Annotated in this window: 16 protein-coding genes; 2 read left to right on the forward strand and 14 right to left on the reverse strand. The window is 65.8% G+C overall.

The window, feature by feature from the left end:
• Window position 1: 1 nt before the first annotated feature.
• On the reverse strand, window positions 2–1,537 hold the full coding sequence (locus HWX25_RS01440; RefSeq protein ID WP_175906642.1) for a glycosyltransferase: 1,536 nt from the start codon (window positions 1,535–1,537) through the stop codon (window positions 2–4).
• 1,243 nt (window positions 1,538–2,780) lie between these two features.
• Here HWX25_RS01440 and wecB point away from each other — a divergent pair.
• A complete protein-coding gene (gene wecB, locus HWX25_RS01445) occupies window positions 2,781–3,998 on the forward strand; it encodes a UDP-N-acetylglucosamine 2-epimerase (non-hydrolyzing) (protein ID WP_059818697.1) in 1,218 nt (405 codons plus the stop codon).
• 38 nt (window positions 3,999–4,036) lie between these two features.
• Here the strand turns inward: wecB and HWX25_RS01450 are convergent, their stop codons facing one another.
• The 6 genes from HWX25_RS01450 to HWX25_RS01475 form a co-directional block, all read right to left on the reverse strand.
• The gene (locus HWX25_RS01450; RefSeq protein ID WP_175906644.1) at window positions 4,037–4,825 is read right to left on the reverse strand and encodes a hypothetical protein; all 789 of its coding nucleotides are present in this window, start codon (window positions 4,823–4,825) and stop codon (window positions 4,037–4,039) included.
• Window positions 4,826–4,926: 101 nt separating this feature from the next.
• Window positions 4,927–6,789, reverse strand: a complete 1,863-nt coding sequence (locus HWX25_RS01455; RefSeq protein WP_175906646.1) for a methyl-accepting chemotaxis protein — start codon at window positions 6,787–6,789, stop codon at window positions 4,927–4,929.
• A gap of 151 nt (window positions 6,790–6,940) precedes the next feature.
• Window positions 6,941–7,618 (reverse strand): OmpA family protein, encoded by a 678-nt coding sequence (locus HWX25_RS01460; protein WP_059818694.1) that lies wholly within the window; start codon window positions 7,616–7,618, stop codon window positions 6,941–6,943.
• Window positions 7,619–7,636: 18 nt separating this feature from the next.
• Complete coding sequence (locus tag HWX25_RS01465; RefSeq protein WP_175906648.1) at window positions 7,637–8,401, reverse strand: flagellar motor protein; 765 nt, start codon at window positions 8,399–8,401, stop codon at window positions 7,637–7,639.
• Window positions 8,402–8,424: 23 nt separating this feature from the next.
• Window positions 8,425–9,672 (reverse strand): cyclic nucleotide-binding domain-containing protein, encoded by a 1,248-nt coding sequence (locus HWX25_RS01470; protein ID WP_059819607.1) that lies wholly within the window; start codon window positions 9,670–9,672, stop codon window positions 8,425–8,427.
• 235 nt (window positions 9,673–9,907) lie between these two features.
• The gene (locus HWX25_RS01475; protein WP_175906649.1) at window positions 9,908–10,570 is read right to left on the reverse strand and encodes a glutathione S-transferase family protein; all 663 of its coding nucleotides are present in this window, start codon (window positions 10,568–10,570) and stop codon (window positions 9,908–9,910) included.
• 303 nt (window positions 10,571–10,873) lie between these two features.
• Between HWX25_RS01475 and phaZ the strand changes: the two genes are divergently transcribed.
• Window positions 10,874–12,232 carry a polyhydroxyalkanoate depolymerase gene (phaZ, locus tag HWX25_RS01480; RefSeq protein WP_175906651.1) on the forward strand — a complete coding sequence of 453 codons (1,359 nt, stop codon included), beginning with the start codon at window positions 10,874–10,876 and terminating at the stop codon, window positions 12,230–12,232.
• Window positions 12,233–12,355: 123 nt separating this feature from the next.
• On the opposite strand, the gene HWX25_RS01485 is transcribed toward phaZ, so the two are convergent.
• From HWX25_RS01485 to HWX25_RS01515, 7 genes are all read right to left on the reverse strand, one after another.
• On the reverse strand, window positions 12,356–12,823 hold the full coding sequence (locus tag HWX25_RS01485) for a hypothetical protein (protein WP_175906654.1): 468 nt from the start codon (window positions 12,821–12,823) through the stop codon (window positions 12,356–12,358).
• Between the two features lie 68 nt (window positions 12,824–12,891).
• Entirely contained in the window at window positions 12,892–13,029 is a 138-nt protein-coding gene (locus HWX25_RS01490) for an HHHH-motif protein (RefSeq protein ID WP_167359252.1), read from the reverse strand.
• 293 nt (window positions 13,030–13,322) lie between these two features.
• Complete coding sequence (locus HWX25_RS01495; RefSeq protein ID WP_175906656.1) at window positions 13,323–13,757, reverse strand: cupin domain-containing protein; 435 nt, start codon at window positions 13,755–13,757, stop codon at window positions 13,323–13,325.
• Between the two features lie 70 nt (window positions 13,758–13,827).
• Window positions 13,828–14,595: an ATP-binding cassette domain-containing protein gene (locus HWX25_RS01500; protein WP_059511632.1), complete on the reverse strand. Its 768-nt coding sequence runs from the start codon at window positions 14,593–14,595 to the stop codon at window positions 13,828–13,830.
• A 33-nt stretch (window positions 14,596–14,628) separates the two neighbouring features.
• On the reverse strand, window positions 14,629–15,342 hold the full coding sequence (locus HWX25_RS01505; protein ID WP_059466623.1) for an ABC transporter permease: 714 nt from the start codon (window positions 15,340–15,342) through the stop codon (window positions 14,629–14,631).
• Window positions 15,339–16,028 carry a histidine ABC transporter permease HisQ gene (gene hisQ, locus HWX25_RS01510; protein ID WP_059531818.1) on the reverse strand — a complete coding sequence of 230 codons (690 nt, stop codon included), beginning with the start codon at window positions 16,026–16,028 and terminating at the stop codon, window positions 15,339–15,341. The genes HWX25_RS01505 and hisQ overlap by 4 nt, the downstream gene beginning before the upstream one ends.
• 175 nt (window positions 16,029–16,203) lie before the next feature.
• Window positions 16,204–16,977, reverse strand: a complete 774-nt coding sequence (locus tag HWX25_RS01515) for an ABC transporter substrate-binding protein (protein ID WP_059531821.1) — start codon at window positions 16,975–16,977, stop codon at window positions 16,204–16,206.
• Window positions 16,978–17,250: the final 273 nt, after the last annotated feature.

The following is a 17,250-nucleotide window of genomic DNA, read 5'->3' on the forward strand; positions in this document are numbered from 1 at the left end:
TTCACCGCCCCGGTTTCAGTTGCCGGCGAAAACGCTCGGTCTTGTCCCATTTCAGTTCGCGGCGCAACGCGGCGTCGAGCACAAGCCCCCAGAGCGCGGACACCACGGCCGCGATCGTCACGCAAAAGCCGACCACGTTGACCGGCACGAGCCGCAGGCGCGTCGCGCGACCGTCGAGCCGCGCGGCGACGACGATCTCGAAGAACACGCCGAAGTTGCCGAAGGTGCTGAACGCGAACAGCGCGAACAGCGACACGAGCAGGCCGAGCGCCGTCGAGTTGACGCCATTGAGCAGATAAAGCGTGATCGCGGTGCCCCACGCGATCGCGAGCAGCGCGGGCATCAGGAACACGCCGAGCAGCAGCGCGCCGTCCAGCCGGCAGCGCCGCGAGATCAGCGGATTGCGCAACACCGGACCGAGATAGCGCAGCAGCGTCTGGTTGTGCCCCTTCGCCCAGCGCGTCAGTTGCCGCGCGCGCACTGCCCAGCGCTCGGGCACTTCCTCGTAGCATTCGGCGTGATTCAGGTAGACCGTGCGCCAGTCGCTCAGCAGCAGGCGATAGGTCATGTCGGTATCCTCGGCGAGCATGTCGTCGCACCATCCGCCGACCGCATCGAGCGCGCCCTTGCGGATACCGCCGACCGTGCCGCCGTATTGCGGCACCAGGTTCAGGTTGTTGCGCGCCTGCTGGTTGACCTGATAACCGCCCGCGCGCTCGAGATCGAGCAGCCGCGCGAGCAGATTGCTGTCGGCGTTCTGCGGCACGACGCGGCCCATCACCGCGCCGACTTCCGGATCGAAGAACGGCGCGACGAGTTCCTTCAACAGCCCGGGACGCGGCAGATAGTCGGCATCGAACACCACCATGATGTCGCCGCGGATGAAGCGCAGCGCGTCCTTCAGCGCGGCTGCCTTGCCCGGCTTGCCGCTCTCGCGATGAAACGGCTTGATGAGCTCCGGCGCCAGCGCGCGCACCTCGTCGATCAGCGCGCGCGTGTTGTCGGTCGAACGGTCGTTGACCGGAATGATCGTCAGCCGGTCGTGCGGATAGGTCGTCGCGAGCAGCGCCATCAGGCAATCGACGACGACGGCTTCTTCGTTGTGCGCGGCGACGAACACCGTGAGCCGCGGCCATTCGCCGTGGGTCACCGCCCGATAAGGCGCGTGCTGCGGCTTGAACAGACGGTCGAGACTGAACACGTAATGCCGCGCCGCATAGACGCAGGTCAGAAGCGTGAACAGCCACAGGTAGGCGACACAGGGAATCAACAGCACGTCGGGATCGAATGTGGCCTGCGCGGTTCGGGCCGGCGCCGGTTCGAGCCACGAGTCCGCATCGGTCGACGCGCGCACCGCGAGCGGCGCGGCACCGGCATAGGCGGCGCTGCGCTCCGCCGCGCCTGCCGCAGGCATGCCGATGCGCACTGTGTCGGCGAACGGCCGCGATGCGGTGTCATGCACGACCTGGGAGCAGGCCAGCACGATCAACAGCAGGATGCCTTCGACGCAGAGCGACACCGTCCGACGGTTCTTCATGTCCTGCCCCCGTGCCGGCGACGGGCGGCAGCCAGGCGCTTGCGCCCGAGCCGTGAGTCGCGCGGATGACAATGGGAAGCAGCCTTACGTTCGTCGGGCTGGCGCGGGCGTCTTCCGCGCCGGACGAACGTGTCGTGCCGCTTTCCGGATTCGTTGCTTTGGCGTCCCTGTCCGTCTGCTGTCGTTGGAACACGTCGGAACGCGCCTGTCCGTCCAGAACAAGCAAGCGGCGAGCCATCGGCCGCCGCGCCCCGTGCGGCAAGGACCCACGATCAGGCGGCGGGCGCAGCCGGGGCCGCGGCCGAGTGTTTTTGATTCACCGGCGAATCAGCTTTTGGCACGGCATGTGCGGTCGGCATCGCGATCCGTTCGCGTTGCGCGACGAATCGTCTGTTCATCGCACGTATGTCGCCTCGCGCGCTTCGGCTTCGAGACGCGATCCGTCGCGAATCGCCATCGCACGGGCCATGTCCGGAAAACGTCCGCGCCAACGCTGCGGCGCGCGCTGGAAGGCCGTCATGCGTGCATGCCAGCCGCATTCCGGCCGCGCGTTACAGATACGCAACATTTCGCGCCTGTCGGCTCGAGCAGCGCGAGCGATGCGGCACGACGGGCAAATCATTTCTCCGCGACCCGATCCGGACAATCGGCGACATGCCTTTCATTGCCCAGACAAAATTCGCATATCGAAGCGATTCAATGCGCTTCGAACGATGGATGCCGTTCGAGCGGTAGTCGACGCTCGATCCACGCCGCCGTGCTTCGCATGTCGCGACCGCACTGCTCGCGCGAATGGACGCCCGTTTATCTGCATCGCGCCCTTGCGCCGATCCGGCGTCCGTAGCAGTTGTGAAACGTTCCGTAACGAACCGCGCGTGCCGCTCGAATCGGACCCGGACGCAGGGGCCGCTGGTTTGAATATTGCTGTATGGAATGCGGGATCGCCTTTCCGGTGCGCCGGCGTGCAGCGACGCGAATCGTGTGACGGAAGGACGTGGCGATCGACACAATGAGGAACGCTAATGACGTGATTGACGAGATGCAAGGGGACGTCCGTAGTCCGACGAATGCGCGGCGGAGACCGCGCGGACAAGAACGGTGCGCTCGCCCCGCCGCGCCGCTGAATGTCGTGCGGCCGACGCCGGCCGGCGTGGCCGCATGCGGGACGGGACGAGTCGCCTGCAACCAGGCTTGGCGCCAGGTGCCGGGTCTTCCGGCGCGAAGATGCTCAACGAGGATAACGATGAAGAAGATCTTGCTTGTATTCGGGACTCGGCCGGAAGCCATCAAGATGGCGCCGCTCGTTCGCGCGCTGAAGTCGCGCAAGGATGTCGACGCCCGCGTATGCGTGACCGCCCAGCATCGGGAGATGCTGGATCAGGTCCTCACGTTGTTCGACATCAAGCCAGACTACGATCTCAATCTGATGCGCCAGAGCCAGACGCTGACCGACGTGACGACCGGCATTCTTCAGGCGATCGGGATCGTCTTCGACGACTTCCGCCCCGACGTCGTCCTGGTGCACGGCGACACGACGACGACGCTGGCCGTCAGTCTCGCGGCGTTCTACCGCTATCTGCCGGTCGGGCACGTGGAGGCGGGCCTGCGCAGCGGCGATATCTGGTCGCCGTGGCCGGAGGAACTGAATCGCCGCGTGACCGATGCGGTGTCGTCATGGCATTTCGCGCCGACGGGCCAGGCGCGCGACAACCTGTTCAGCGAAGGCGTGCCGGTTGGCGCCGTCGTGATGACGGGCAACACCGTGATCGATGCGCTGCACGACGTCAAACGCATGCTCGACCACGATACCGTGCTCAACGACAAGATCGCCGCGCACTTTCCCTTTCTCGATCCGTCCCGCCGCGTCGTGCTGATCACCGGCCATCGCCGCGAAAGCTTCGGTGAGCCGTTCCGGCATTTCTGCGAGGCGCTCTGCACGCTCGCGAACCGCTATCGCGATGCGCAGTTCGTCTATCCGCTGCACCTGAATCCGAACGTGCGCGAGCCGGCGCGCGCGCTGCTCGGCAGCGTGCCGAACATTTACCTGATCGATCCCCAGGAATATCTTTCATTCGTATTCCTGATGTCGCGCTCGCATTTCATCATCACCGATTCGGGCGGCATCCAGGAGGAAGGGCCCGCGCTCGGCAAGCCGGTGCTCGTCACGCGCGAGACGACCGAGCGGCCCGAGGCGATCCAGGCCGGCACCGCGCGGCTCGTCGGCACGGACCGGGAACGAATCGTCTGGGAGGCGTCGCGGCTGTTCGACAGCGAGAGCGCGTACGAGGAAATGGCGCGCGCGAGCAATCCGTATGGCGACGGCCATGCGAGCGAGCGGATCGTTCACGCGCTGATGCATTCGCCGGGGGCGACCGCGAATGCGACGAGCTTTTCGCTGGGCGCTGCGGAGATGCCGTTCAACGCGCTCACGCTGGGACTGCAGGCGTTGCGGTCGCCTTGAATCCGGTCGGCGGGCGACAGGCCGACGGCTACCGTCCGCTACCGGACCACGGCATCGGCCATCGACTGCGCCTGCGCGATCAGCCGCGGGTAGATCCGCTGTGACACCACCTGCGTGGCGAAACACGCCTGCCGCGCGTCCTCGGGCACGCGCTCCGCGCCGCACGCCAGGATCGGGCGCAGCGTCACGCTCTTCCACTGGATATAAATCCGTTCGCCCTGCCGGACCGACACGGCCAGCGTGTTCGGCCCGTCCGGCACGCCGTCCTGGCTTTCGCCCAGCAGCCACGCCTTCACCACGCCGTCGGCCGGCTGCCGCTTGACGGGCAACTCGGCGAAGCGAAACGCCGCGGCGTCGTCGCCGAATACGTCCGTGTAAAGCGTTTCATTGTCGAGAATCGCGGCCACGTCGTCCGTCGGCTTGATGCCCGCATCCGCCGTGCTCGCCCACGCCTTCAGCAGCGGAACCGTCGTCACGACGAGATTCGTCTTGCCGTCGGCCGACTTGAAGGCCAGCCCGTCCGGCCCCGGCGGCATCCCGTCGACGGGGCCGACGCTCTGCACCGTGCCCGCCGCCTTCGCGGCAAACCCTTTCGCCCGGACCGTGCCGACGAGACTCGCGAGCCGCGCATTCACGTCGGCCGTGTACTGCTGGTCGACACGCGGTCGATCTTCCGTTCGCGCCGCGGCCACGGCCGCCGCGGCCTTCTTCCGATACGCAAGATACGAATCTGCCGGCGATGCGATCACCTTCGCCCCAACCGCGCCGAGCACCGCCGCGACCACCACCGCCCCTACCCCGACCTTCAATCTTGAAATGCGCTTCATTTTTATGACGTTGACGAATCCCGCGCCGACAGCAAGAACGTCCGCCGTCATCCCACGGCCGACGTCCCTCAGAAGCGCATCATTCTAACGTCGCGCGCGCTTCATTCATCCACCTTGAATGCCGATACCAGCTGCGTCAGTTCCGCCGCCTGCTGCTTCAGGCTTTCCGCCGCCGCCGCGCTTTCCTCCACCAGCGCCGCATTCTGCTGCGTCATCTGATCGAGCGACTGCACCGCGTCGCCGACCTGGTCGATGCCGGCGCTTTGTTCCAGGCTCGCTTCGGCGATCTCGCTCATCATCGCGCTGACGCCCTGCACCTGCGATACGACGTCGCTCATCACCTTCCCTGCCTCGCTGACGAGCCGCGACCCGGCGTCTACCGTCCCCGCGCTGTGCTCGATCAATGCCTTGATTTCCTTCGCCGCCTGCGCGCTGCGCTGCGCGAGATTGCGCACTTCCGACGCGACGACCGCGAACCCGCGGCCCTGCTCGCCGGCGCGTGCGGCCTCGACCGCCGCGTTCAGCGCGAGGATGTTCGTCTGGAACGAGATGCTGTCGATCATCACGATGATCTCGGAGATGCGCTGCGACGCATCGCTGATCTGCTCCATCGTCGTCACGACCTCGCCCACGACGTGCCCGCCGCGCATCGCCGTATCGGATGCGCCGGTGATCAGCTTCGCGGCCGTCGTCGCGGTTTCGGTGTTGTTGCGCACGACCGCCGTGATTTCCTCCATCGACGAAGCCGTTCGCTCGAGGTTGCTCGACTGCCCTTCGGTCCGTTCGCTGAGGTCTGCATTGCCCGACGCGATCTGCGCGGAGCCGGTCGCGATCGACGCGGACGCCGCGCGAATCCGGTGAACGAGCGTCGACAACGACGACACGAAGCGGTTGAACGCGTCCGACAGCTGGCCGATCTCGTCCTCGCTCTCGACCGTCATCCGGCGCGTCAGGTCGCCCTGGCCGCTCGCGATCTCCGACAGCAGCGTCGCCGCGCGGCGGATCGGCGCGGCGATCGCGCGCCCGACCAACCAGATTACGACCAGCGCGACGCCGAGGCCCGCGACCGCGGCGACCAGCGCCGCGCTGCGAATCGCACGCGTCACCGGGCCGAGCAGTTCGGCCTGCGGCACTTCGACGACCACGTACGCATTCAGCTCCGGAATGAACGACGTCGCGATGAAGCGCGCACCGCCGTCGCCGTCGTAGCTCAGGTACGCATACGGCTGGCCGGCCAGCAACGTCGACGATGCATCGCCGGGCAGCCCCGGTTCGTCCTTCAGGAAGTGCTTGCCGTCGATCAGCGACGTATCGCGATGCATCATGATCGCGCCGTCGGGCCGCACGAGGTATGCGAACCCGGTATCGCCGATCCGGTACGCGGCGATCCCCTTCGCGAGCGCGTCGACGGACAGGCTCATGCCGGTCGCGCCGACCGGCGTGCCGTCGAGTTCCACGCGGCTGTTGATGAACATCATGTAGCCGCCGGCCGTGACCTCGCGATCCATGTTCACCTCGTAGGTCTTGCCCGATGCGAGGAAGGTCGCGAGCCATCGATCGTTCTCGGTGACCTTCCGCTGCAGGCCGGCCTCGTTGTAGTAGTTGCGGCTCTTCACCGACACCCACTGCACGGACGCCGCCTTCTGCTCGTCCTTCACGTTCCTCGCCAGCTGGATCCAGTTGCGCGTGCCAGCGTCGGGCTCGCCGTCGGCTTCCCATTGCAGCAGGAACGCATCGCGCGCGAGGACGCGCGATGCGGCGATCGGCCCGGCCAACTGCCGCTGCACGTCGGCGCGAATGCCGCTCACGGCCGTCGGCAGCCCTTCGCGGACGACGCGCTCGCGCACGGCATTGCCGATCAGACGGACACTCAACCCGCTCGAGATCGCGACGAACACGAGCAGGCAGCTCGTCATGCTGAGAATCAGCTTGTTCTGAATGGACAGCTTGCGCCAGAAATGCATGGGGAACCCTCGATAACCGCTCGGTCTGAGCCAGCTTGGGTTATCGGCAGGCGTGCGCGGAATCGCATCGCCGGGTTCACATGTTCGTCATGCGAGATCGAATATGTCGTTGACGGGTAACCGTCTCGCGCGCCTGTCGAGGCTCGCACGCTCAATACGCGACGAAGATCGTCACGCGCCGGTTGCGCGCCCGCGCGGCCGCATCGTCGCCCGCGACGAGCGGTTGCGTATCGGCCCGCCCGATCGCGGCGAGCCGGTGCGGGGCGACGCCGCGATCGGCCAGATAGCGCACGACGCTGCCCGCCCGCGCGGACGACAGCTCCCAGTTCGATTCGTATTTCGCATTCGCGATCGGCACGCTGTCGGTGTGCCCTTCGACGAGAATGTCGCCGGTCGCATGTTCGCTCAGCGCCTGCGCGATCTGGCCGAGCACCGGCGTCGCATCGGGCAGCAAGCGTGCATCGCCGACGTTGAACAGAACTTTCGCGTCGATGCCGATCTCGATGCCATGCCGCGCACGCACGAGCGAGATGCGGCCGTTCGACTTCAGCGCGTCGAGCGATGCCAGCCAGGCGGGGGCACGCTCAGGCATCGCTGCGCCGGGCGCGCTGGCGGTCCCGCTGTCGTGCCGTGCAAGCGTCTGGTAGCGCGCATCGAGCGCGTTGTATTTCGCGAGCTGCAGCACGTACAGCGCGAGAAACAGCACCATCAGCGTCGTGATGAGATCCGCGTAGGAAATCAGCCAGCGTCCGGACTGCGTGCCTTCGCCTTCGTCGTCGCGATCGGCGGCGAGCGAGCCCGCCCGCGCGCCGTCAGTTCGAGCGGTCATGTCGAAGCTCCCGGTGCGTCATGCGAGGGACTCCGCCGCGCGGCCGCGCACGTCGCCGGTCAGCCGCGTCTCGATCGTATGCGGCGACTCCTTGCGCGAAATCGCGAGCAGGCCGTCGAGATACAGCTTGCGGAATCGCAACTCGCTGTCGATCTGCGCGCGCAGCTTGCCGTAGAGCGGCAGAAACACGAGGTTCGCGAACGCGAGGCCGTAGAGCGTCGCGATGAACGCGACCGCGATGCCCGGTCCGAGCTGCGCCGGTTCGAGAATATGGCTCGTCACCTGGACCAGCCCGAGCACCGAGCCGAGAATGCCGAACGTCGGCGCATAGCCGCCGGCCTGCTGCCACACGCGCGCGGCCGCGAGCCGGCTGCGCTCGTATGCGTCGAGCTCGCGGTGCAGCGCATCCTCGAGCACGGCGGTCGACACGCCGTTCGCGAGCAGTTCGAGCCCGCGCCGCGCGAACGGATGGATACCGCTCACGTCCATCGATTCGAAGGCGAGCAACCCGTCGAGCTTCGCGCGATCGCCCCACTCCAGCAGGTCGGTCAAGTGCTTGCGGTCGACTTCCTGCGCACGCACGAACGCGAGCCGCAACTGTTTCACCGCATCGAAGAACCGCGCCCACGTGTTCTGGATCATCACCGCGCCGAGCGTACCGCCGAGCACGATCACGAGCGCCTCGAACTGGAACAGCGTCGAAAAATGTCCGCCTTCCAGTGCGAAGCCGAATATGATGGCCGCGCCGCCGAGCAGCACGCCGGCCAGGGTCAACAAATCCATGGGTGTCTCCGTCGGGTTGCGCGTCACGCGTCGGATGAAGCCAGCGGCATGGGTGCCGCACCTGCCGCCGGCGCCTTGGCCGCGCGCACGGCATCGAGCACGCGCCGTTCGATCTCCTCGATCTCGATCGGGTCGAGCTTCAGCTCGCGACGCATCACCCACGACACCTCGTTGCGCCGCGCTTCCGTCATCACGGAGAACAGCTTGTCGGCCACCGCGCGATCGTCGAGGCTCGCGATCAGCTTCGCAAGATCGTACGTATCGAACGCGCTGATCACGTCGAACAGCGTGCGCTGGTCGACCCACACGATATCCTCGAGCGCGCGCACGTCGCCGCCGGCGCGCGGGCTGCGCCGCGAGAAATACGCGACGCCCTTCTGCTCGACGTAACCGAGCACCTTCGACTTGCGGAACGCAAACACCTCGTCGGCGATCTCGCCGTGCGACAGCTTGTTGAGCAGCAGCTTCCGGTCGACGCCGATCAGCGCTTCGAGATCGGCCAGCTCGATCAGTTCCAGCTCGCTGTTGATCGACAGATCGAGATCGTGATCGGCGACCTGCTGCGCGCGATCGACCACGCGCGCGGCATCGAACGTGACGACCTGGCGCGCATCCGATGACGCCGTGTAATCGGCCGCGCCGCCGGCATGGTCCGCCTGCGCGGCTTCGATCGTGACGAGATTGAGCTTCTCCATGCGGCGCAGCATCGCAAGCACGTGCGGGCGCGAATGGCCGGCGATCGCGCGACAGCGGCGAATCACGTCAGCGAGCGGAACCGATGCCTCGCCCGCTTGCGCCTGCATCGGCCGCCGCGACCACGCGTCGTCCGATCCGCGCGTGTCGGCGCCCGCCATCAGCGACAGCACATGCGCATACGACAGCACGCCCGGCATGAAATCCGCGTGCGTATAGGTCGCGAGCTGGTCGTCCTTGCGCTTCACGCGCCGGATCATCGTGCGCACGACATGACGGAGCAGCGCGGACACGTGCTCGATTTCCTCGTCGAGCAGCGTGGCCGGCACGACCGTGAGCTGACAGAACGACAGCGCCTTCGCCGTATGCGCGCGCGGCTCGGAAGCGAGCAACGCGGATTCGCCGAAGAACTCGCCGCGCCCGAGCGTCGCGACGACGACACGCTTGTCTTCGCAGCGCGTCGACAGCTCGACCTTGCCGTCGGCGATCAGAAAGATGACGGGCTCGCCGGCGAAGCCCTCCGAGTAGATGATCTCGCCGGGCGCGGCCGTACGCGTCCAAGATTGCTGACGGTTCAAGTTGGTTCCCCTGCTGCGCTGGTTGTTGCGGACTGCGCGTCGCATGTTGCATGCATGCGATCGACAGTCGTCCCCGTGCCCGTTTAACGTCATCGGCACCAGCATCCTTTAGGGAATTCGTCCTCGTTTCCAGCGAAAATCAACGTAAAACGTTTGCGAGTTGCGCAGTTGCGGCGGCGGTTCGTTTCGATGGACGTGCCGGCGTCCGATTCAACGCACGAAGGTGCGTCGCGCGTCAGAACTCCATGTCCAGTTCGTCGATGTCTTCCTGCTCCGCTTTCGCGGCATCGATCCACTCCGCGACGAACGGATGCGCGAGGACGCGCATGCAGTACTCGGCGATGTCGGGTTCGAGTTTCACGTCGTAGGTCAGGAATCGCGTGACGACCGGCGCGTACATCGCATCGGCGACGCCGATCCGCTCGCCGAACAGCCAGGGGCCGCCGTACGCGCCCAGACAATCGCGCCAGATCGTCACGATGCGCTCGATGTCGTGCTGCGCACGCGACCAGATCCGGAAACCGGGGAAGTGCGCGCGCAGGTTCATCGGCAACGCGGAGCGCAGCGCGCTGAAACCGGAATGCATCTCGCCGCAGATCGACCGGCAATGCGCGCGCGCATGCCGGTCGTCCGGCAACAGCCGCGCCTGCGGCCGGATCTCGTTCAGGTATTCGGCGATCGCGAGCGTGTCCCACACCGTGCTGCCGTCGTGCGTCAGGCACGGCACGAGGATCGACGGCGACAGCAGCAGCAGCTCCGCGCGCGATGCCGCGTCGATCGGCACGCTGACGGTCTCGAACACGAGCCCGCTCAGCCTCGCGAGCAGCCAGCCGCGCATCGACCACGACGAGTAGTTGCGGCTGCTGATGGTCAACGTCGTCCGTCCGGTAGATTCCATGTCGCTCTCCCGCTGATTGCCGTTCGTGCCCCTGCACCGAAAGCGCACGCCGCGCCATGCGAACCGCACCACGCCAGTGCGGCGCGTTCGCCGAAGTGGCGCATCGCCGCCTGGTGCAGAGGCACGGCCGTTACCCCGAACCGCAGCAGCAGCGCGCGGCGTTCGGTCGCCCGGCTGCACGGGGACCGCATGTATCGCCGTGTCCGTCGCCGCATTCGCGAACCGCGTGCAACGCGCGTGCCAGCCGCACGCTGGCACACGGCTTGCCTCGGTCCATGCAACGTGACGCAACGAGCGACGGACATGAACCTGCTTGCCTATCCGTACTACCAATGGTCTGCGGAATGCCTGCGCCCGGCGCGCGCATGGGCGGCAGTCACACGCGCGACGATGTCGCAGTGGCCGGCCGCCACGTCGACGCCGACGGGCCGCATGGTCGACGCGCTGTGCGAACTGCTCGAATGCTGCGCGTTCTCGCACCGGCGCCCGCCGTTCGGCATCGCGTCGGTCGTCGTCGACGGCGAATCGGTGCCGATCGTCGAGGAAGCCACGGCGGCCACGCCGTTCGGCACGCTGCTGCATTTCCGCAAGGCGCGGCCGGTTGCGCGCCAGCCGCGCGTGCTGATCGTTGCGCCGATGTCCGGGCATTTCGCGACGCTGCTGCGTGGTACGGTCGCCACGATGCTGGCCGATCACGACGTGTACATCACCGACTGGCACAACCCGCGCGACATCCCGCTTTCGGCCGGGCGATTCGGCTTCGACGAATACGTCTGGCACGTGATCGATTTCATTCACCAGATCGGCCCGGACGCGCACGTGCTCGCGATCTGCCAGCCGACCGTCGCCGCATTGTCGGCCGTCGCGCTGATGGCCGCCGCCGGCGATCCGACCCAACCCGCGAGCCTGACGCTGATGGCGGGGCCGATCGACTGCCGCGTGAATCCGACGAAAGTCAACGCGCTCGCCACGAGCCGGCCGATCGAATGGTTCGCGCGCAACCTGATCAGTGTCGTGCCGACCGGCTTCGTCGGCGCGCAGCGTTGCGTGTATCCGGGCTTCGTGCAGGTCGGCGCGTTCATTTCGATGAATCCCGACCGCCATGCCGCTTCGTTCGCCGACCTGTACTACGAGCGTGCGAAAGGCGACCCCGCGAAAGCGGACACGCTGCGCCACTTCTACGACGAATACTTCGCGACGGCCGATCTCACCGCGGAGTTCTATCTGGAAACGGTCGAGAAAGTATTCCAGCAATACGCGCTCGCGCGCGGCGAGCTGCTGGTCGGCGACCGGTTGGTGGAACCGGCCGCGATCCACCGCACCGCGCTGCTGACGATCGAGGGCGAGAAGGACGACATCTGCGCCGTGGGCCAGACGATGGCCGCGCAGGAGCTGTGTTCGGGATTGCCGCCGTACCTGAAAACGCACCACGTGCAGACGGGCGTGGGCCACTATGGCGTGTTCAACGGCAGTCGTTGGGAAACGCAAATCTATCCGATCGTGCGTGCGACGATCCATGACAACGAGCCGTACGATCGCACCGCCGATACGGACGGCGGCGCGAGCGGCGCGCACTACGTGACGCTGCGGTCATTGCTCGATGCCCGCGCGGCCGATCACGATGCGGCGGCGACCGCGCCGCAATCCGATCGCGTGCACTGAACCCGCGCGGTACGGCAGCAATCGACGCGGCACATCGGAGTTGAAAACGAAGCGCCCCGCACGGATGGCGGGGCGCGATGCCGGTCAGTGCGCGAGCGGCAACGCTCGCGCATGCCGTCGATATTACGAACAGGCCTTGCCGTGCGATGCGTGGTAGCCCTTCGCCTTCGCATCGGCTTCCGACATGTAGCTGCCGTGCTTCGTCTTGCCGTAGTACTTGTCGGTCGAGCAGTGGTAGACCTTCGTGCTGTCGTTGGCCCAGACCTTGCCCGCGCCGCCGCCGGGCGCCGCTGCCGCGGTCGTCGCGGGCGCGCTCTTCGCCGGTGCCGCGGCCGATGCGGCGGAAGCGGAAGCCGCGGTCGCGGGGGCTGCGGCCGGTGCGCTGGCCGCAGCTGCCGACGATGCGCCGTACCACGTCTTCACGCCCTTGTGACCGGCGCATGCGCCCTTCTTCGACGCGCCCGAGTAGAACGAGCCATCCTTGCACAGCCCGGTCGTGCCGGCCGGCGCGCTGGCCGGAACCTGTGCGAACGCACCGATCGACATGCCCATGCCCGCGACGAGCGCGGCGATCAACATCGTCTTTTTCATAGTCCTCTCCTGATTTGCCTGAATGGGAAAAACGTCCCGACGCGATGCCGGGAATACCGCGCCACGGGTCAACGAACCCAGCGGCACACGCGGTGATGGTGGTGATCGAAATGGCACACGCGGTGCGAATGGGCTTCGGCCAGCGCCGGGACGAGAGCGGCGCAAGCGACTGCCGTCACGGTCAGGATCTTCGCGATGCGGGTCATGACATTCTCCTGGGTAAGCCAGCCGGTGATCCGGCTGTTATCCCCTTAACGCCGGCCACCGATATGCCGTGCACCGCACCCGCTTCGAATTGACGATCTTTGACAGCGTGTAACGAAACGTCACGCGAGGCTGACAAACAACCGTCCGTTATTTCGATTTCCTTACATGGAGAACGCTTCGGATGTCGAATGACCGAAGGAGGGCAACGCGACTAAAGAAGGCCAATAAAAAAAACCGCCCGAAGGCGGTCTTTCCCAGGCACGTGGATGCCTCGCATGCGAAACGACGGCGGCTACGCGCCTGCGTCGCCCCACGGCGTCGGCGCAGGCACTTCGCACGGCCCTTCGACGTCGATCGACTTGAAATCGGCCGGCCCGACGATCTCCAGATACTCCATGTCGGGCGAGTAGTCGAACAGGTAATGCACGATTCCCGGTGCCTGGTGCACGCAGTCGCCGGCGTTCACCAGCGTCTCGCGCTCGCCATACATGAAGCGCGCCCAGCCCTTCAGCATGATCACGATGTGGAACTCGGCCTCGTGACGGTGCCAGCCGGTGCCCGCCGTCGGTGCATGATTCGCCCTGACGAGTTGCGCGACGACCTTGCGGTTCGTCGCGGCCGCAATGCCGAGATCGCGATACAGGAAGAAGTCGCGCAGGCCTTCGCCTTGATACGCGGTGTCCTGCGGCCTCACATGGGAAAACGCGGTAGGGGTCGGCGTGCTCATCGCGGCGCTCCTCGATCGAAAGAGTCATCCGGGACAAGCATTTAGCGTTCCAGGCCGCGGCAGCGTCCGCTTACTTGAGCCGCCCCGACAGGAACTGCCCGAGCCGCTCGCTTTTCGGATTGACGAGAATCTCCCGCGGATCGCCCTCTTCCTCGATCTTCCCCTGGTGCAGGAAGATCACGTGGTTCGACACGTTGCGCGCGAAGCCCATCTCGTGCGTGACGACGACCATCGTGCGGCCTTCCTCGGCGAGCTTCTGCATCACCTTCAGCACTTCGCCGACGAGTTCCGGGTCGAGCGCCGACGTCGGTTCGTCGAACAGCATCACTTCCGGCTCCATCGCGAGCGCACGCGCGATCGCGACGCGCTGCTGCTGGCCGCCCGACAGGTGCGACGGATACATGCCTTCGACGCGCGGCGCGAGGCCGACCTTCTCCAGATACTTGCGCGCCCGCGCGACGGCCTCTTCCTTGCCGATCCCGAGCACGGCCATCGGCGCCTCGATCACGTTCTCGAGCACCGTCATGTGCGCCCACAGGTTGAAGTGCTGGAACACCATCGACAGCTTCGTGCGCATGCGCTGCAGCTGCTTCTGGTCGGCCACGCGCAGCGAGCCGTTGCGGTCGCGCGTGGTCTCGATCGGCTCGCTGCCGATCGTGATCTGCCCCGAGCACGGCTGCTCGAGGAAGTTGATGCAGCGCAGGAACGTGCTCTTGCCGGAGCCGCTCGAGCCGATGATGCTGATCACGTCGCCGGCCTTCGCCTTCATCGACACGCCCTTCAACACCTCGTTGTCGCCGAATTTCTTGTGCAGGTTGTCAACGGTGAGCTTGTACATGCTTGGTCCTTCCTTGCGAATCTTGCGAATGCGTTAATGGCCGCGCGGCGACAGGTACGCGAGCCAGCGCGTCTCGAGCTTGCGGAACGCCCAGATGAGCGCGAACACGACGATGGCATACAGCACGGCCGCGATGCCGTAGGCCTGGAACGACATGTACGTGGCGGAGTTGACGTCGCGCGTGACCTTCAGGATGTCGGGCACGGTCGCGGTGAACGCGAGCGTCGTCGCGTGCAGCATCAGGATCACCTCGTTGCTGTAGCTCGGCAGCGAGCGGCGCAGCGCGGACGGCAGGATGATGCGCGTATAGAGCTTGAAGCGCGACATCCCGTAGGCCATCCCGGCCTCGATCTCGCCGGCCGACGTCGCCTTGATCGCGCCCGCGAAGATCTCGGTCGCATACGCGCATTCGTTCAGCACGAACGCGAGCAGCGTGCAGTTCATCGCGTTGCGGAAGAACGTGTCGAGCAGCACGTGGTTGTGCACGACCTGCAGGCTGTAGATGCCGGTGTAGCACATCAGCAGCTGCACGTAGAGCGGCGTGCCGCGGAACACGTACGTGTAGAGCCACACGGGGCCGGAGATCCAGCGGTTCGACGACGCGCGCGCGATCGCGAGCGGCACGGCCAGCGCGAAGCCGAGCGCGATCGACACGACCAGCAGCCACAGCGTGATCGCGAGGCCGCTGAAGCGGTAGCCGTCGGTGTAGAGATAGCTTTGCCAGTACTGGCTGACGAGTTCGATCACAGTGCAAGCCTCCGGACGCCCGCGGAATAACGCTTCTCGAGGTGGTGCAGCACGACGTTCGACACCGTCGTGATCGCGAGGTAGATCGCGCCCGCCGCGAGCGTGAAGAAGAAGAAATCGAGCGTGCTCTTGCCGGCGTCCTGCGACGCCTTCACGACATCGGCGAGGCCGATGATCGATACCAGCGCCGTGGCCTTCACGAGCACCTGCCAGTTGTTGCCGATGCCCGGCAGCGCGAAGCGCATCATTTGCGGGAACAGGATCCGGTGGAACACGCGCCAGCCGCTCATCCCGTATGCGAAGCCCGCTTCGAGCTGGCCGCGCGGCACCGCGAGGAACGCGCCGCGAAACGTCTCGGTGAAGTACGCGCCGTAGATGAAGCCGAGCGTCACGACGCCGGCCACGAACGGGTCGATGTCGATCTGATCCCAACCGAGCAGGTCGGTCGCGTCGTTCAGCAGGATCTGGATCCCATAGAACAGCAGCAGCATCAGCACGAGATCGGGCACCGCGCGGATCAGCGTCGTGTAGAACGTGCCGACCGACTTGAGCGCGCGGTTGGTCGACAGTTTCGCGCCCGCGCCCGCGAGGCCCAGTATGAGCGACGCGGCGAGCGACAGCACCGCGAGCTTCACGGTCTCGACCGTGCCGGCCCACAACAGCGGGCCAAATCCTTGGAAGATCATATAAGGGATCCAGAACGAAGTGGCTGGATTGTCAATAGCCATTAACCGCGCATCAAACGATATCTGCGCACTACCTGATGCGACTTGCTCATCAAGCCGGACGCATCATGCGAAGCGGGTTGCACGCGGCAACCGACGCGGCGCGCGCCACAGCCGACGCGCGCCGCATGGACGATCAGCCGCCGTAGACGTCGAATGCGAAGTACTTCTTCTCGAGCTTCTTGTACGTGCCGTCCTTGATCATGTCGGCGATCGCGTGGTCGATTTTCGCCTTCAGGTCGGCGTCGTCCTTGCGCATCCCGATGCCCGCGCCGTTGCCGAGCGTCTTCGGATCGTCGATGTCCTTGCCGGCGAATTCGAAGTTCGCGCCGCGCGGCGTCTTCAGGAAGCCGAGGTCGGCCTGCACCGCGTCCTGCAGCGCGGCGTCGAGGCGGCCGGACATCAGGTCCTGGTACACGCCGTCCTGGTTCTGGTAAGGCACGACCTGCACGCCCTTCGGCGCCCAGTAGGCCTTCGCGTAGGTCTCCTGAATCGTGCCCTGCTCGACGCCGACCGACTTGCCCTTCAGCGATTCGGCCGTCGGCTGCAGGTTCGCGCCTTTCTTCGCGACCAGGCGCGTCGGCGTGTTGAACAACTTGTCGGAGAATGCGATCTGCTCGGCGCGCGCCGGCGTCATCGACATCGACGACAGCACGCCGTCGAACTTCTTCGCCTTCAGCGCCGGGATCATCCCGTCGAAGTCGTTCTCGATCCACACGCATTTCGCCTTCAGCCGTGCGCAGATCTCGTTGCCGAGATCGACGTCGAAGCCGACGACCTTGCCGCTTGCGTCCTTCGATTCGAACGGCGGATAGCTGGCGTCGACGCCGAACCGGATCGTCGACCAATCCTTGGCGTGGGCACCGACCGCGAGGCAGGCAAGGGCAATACTGAGCGCGAGTTTCTTCATGGCGTTCCTGTCTTAGGCGAACTGGGCACGGATCCCGTCGGCGTCGCCGCCGCGAACCCTTCCAACCCGGGAGCCGCCTGTCCGGTGACTCTCGAAGTTGTACATACAACTTTGCCTTTTTCAGGTCACTGCCAGCAATCCGTGTTTATCTCTAATTGTCGGTTGATTGTTTCCATGAGCGAATTTCCCTTATATTTCAATTCGCTACAGATTACATGCAGATGAAATCCAGCTTTCTGTGTGGATTCCGTGCGTCGTCGGCGCGCCCGCATT

It is taken from the genome of Burkholderia sp. BCC1640 (genome assembly GCF_902833125.1).
Lineage (GTDB): Bacteria > Pseudomonadota > Gammaproteobacteria > Burkholderiales > Burkholderiaceae > Burkholderia > Burkholderia diffusa.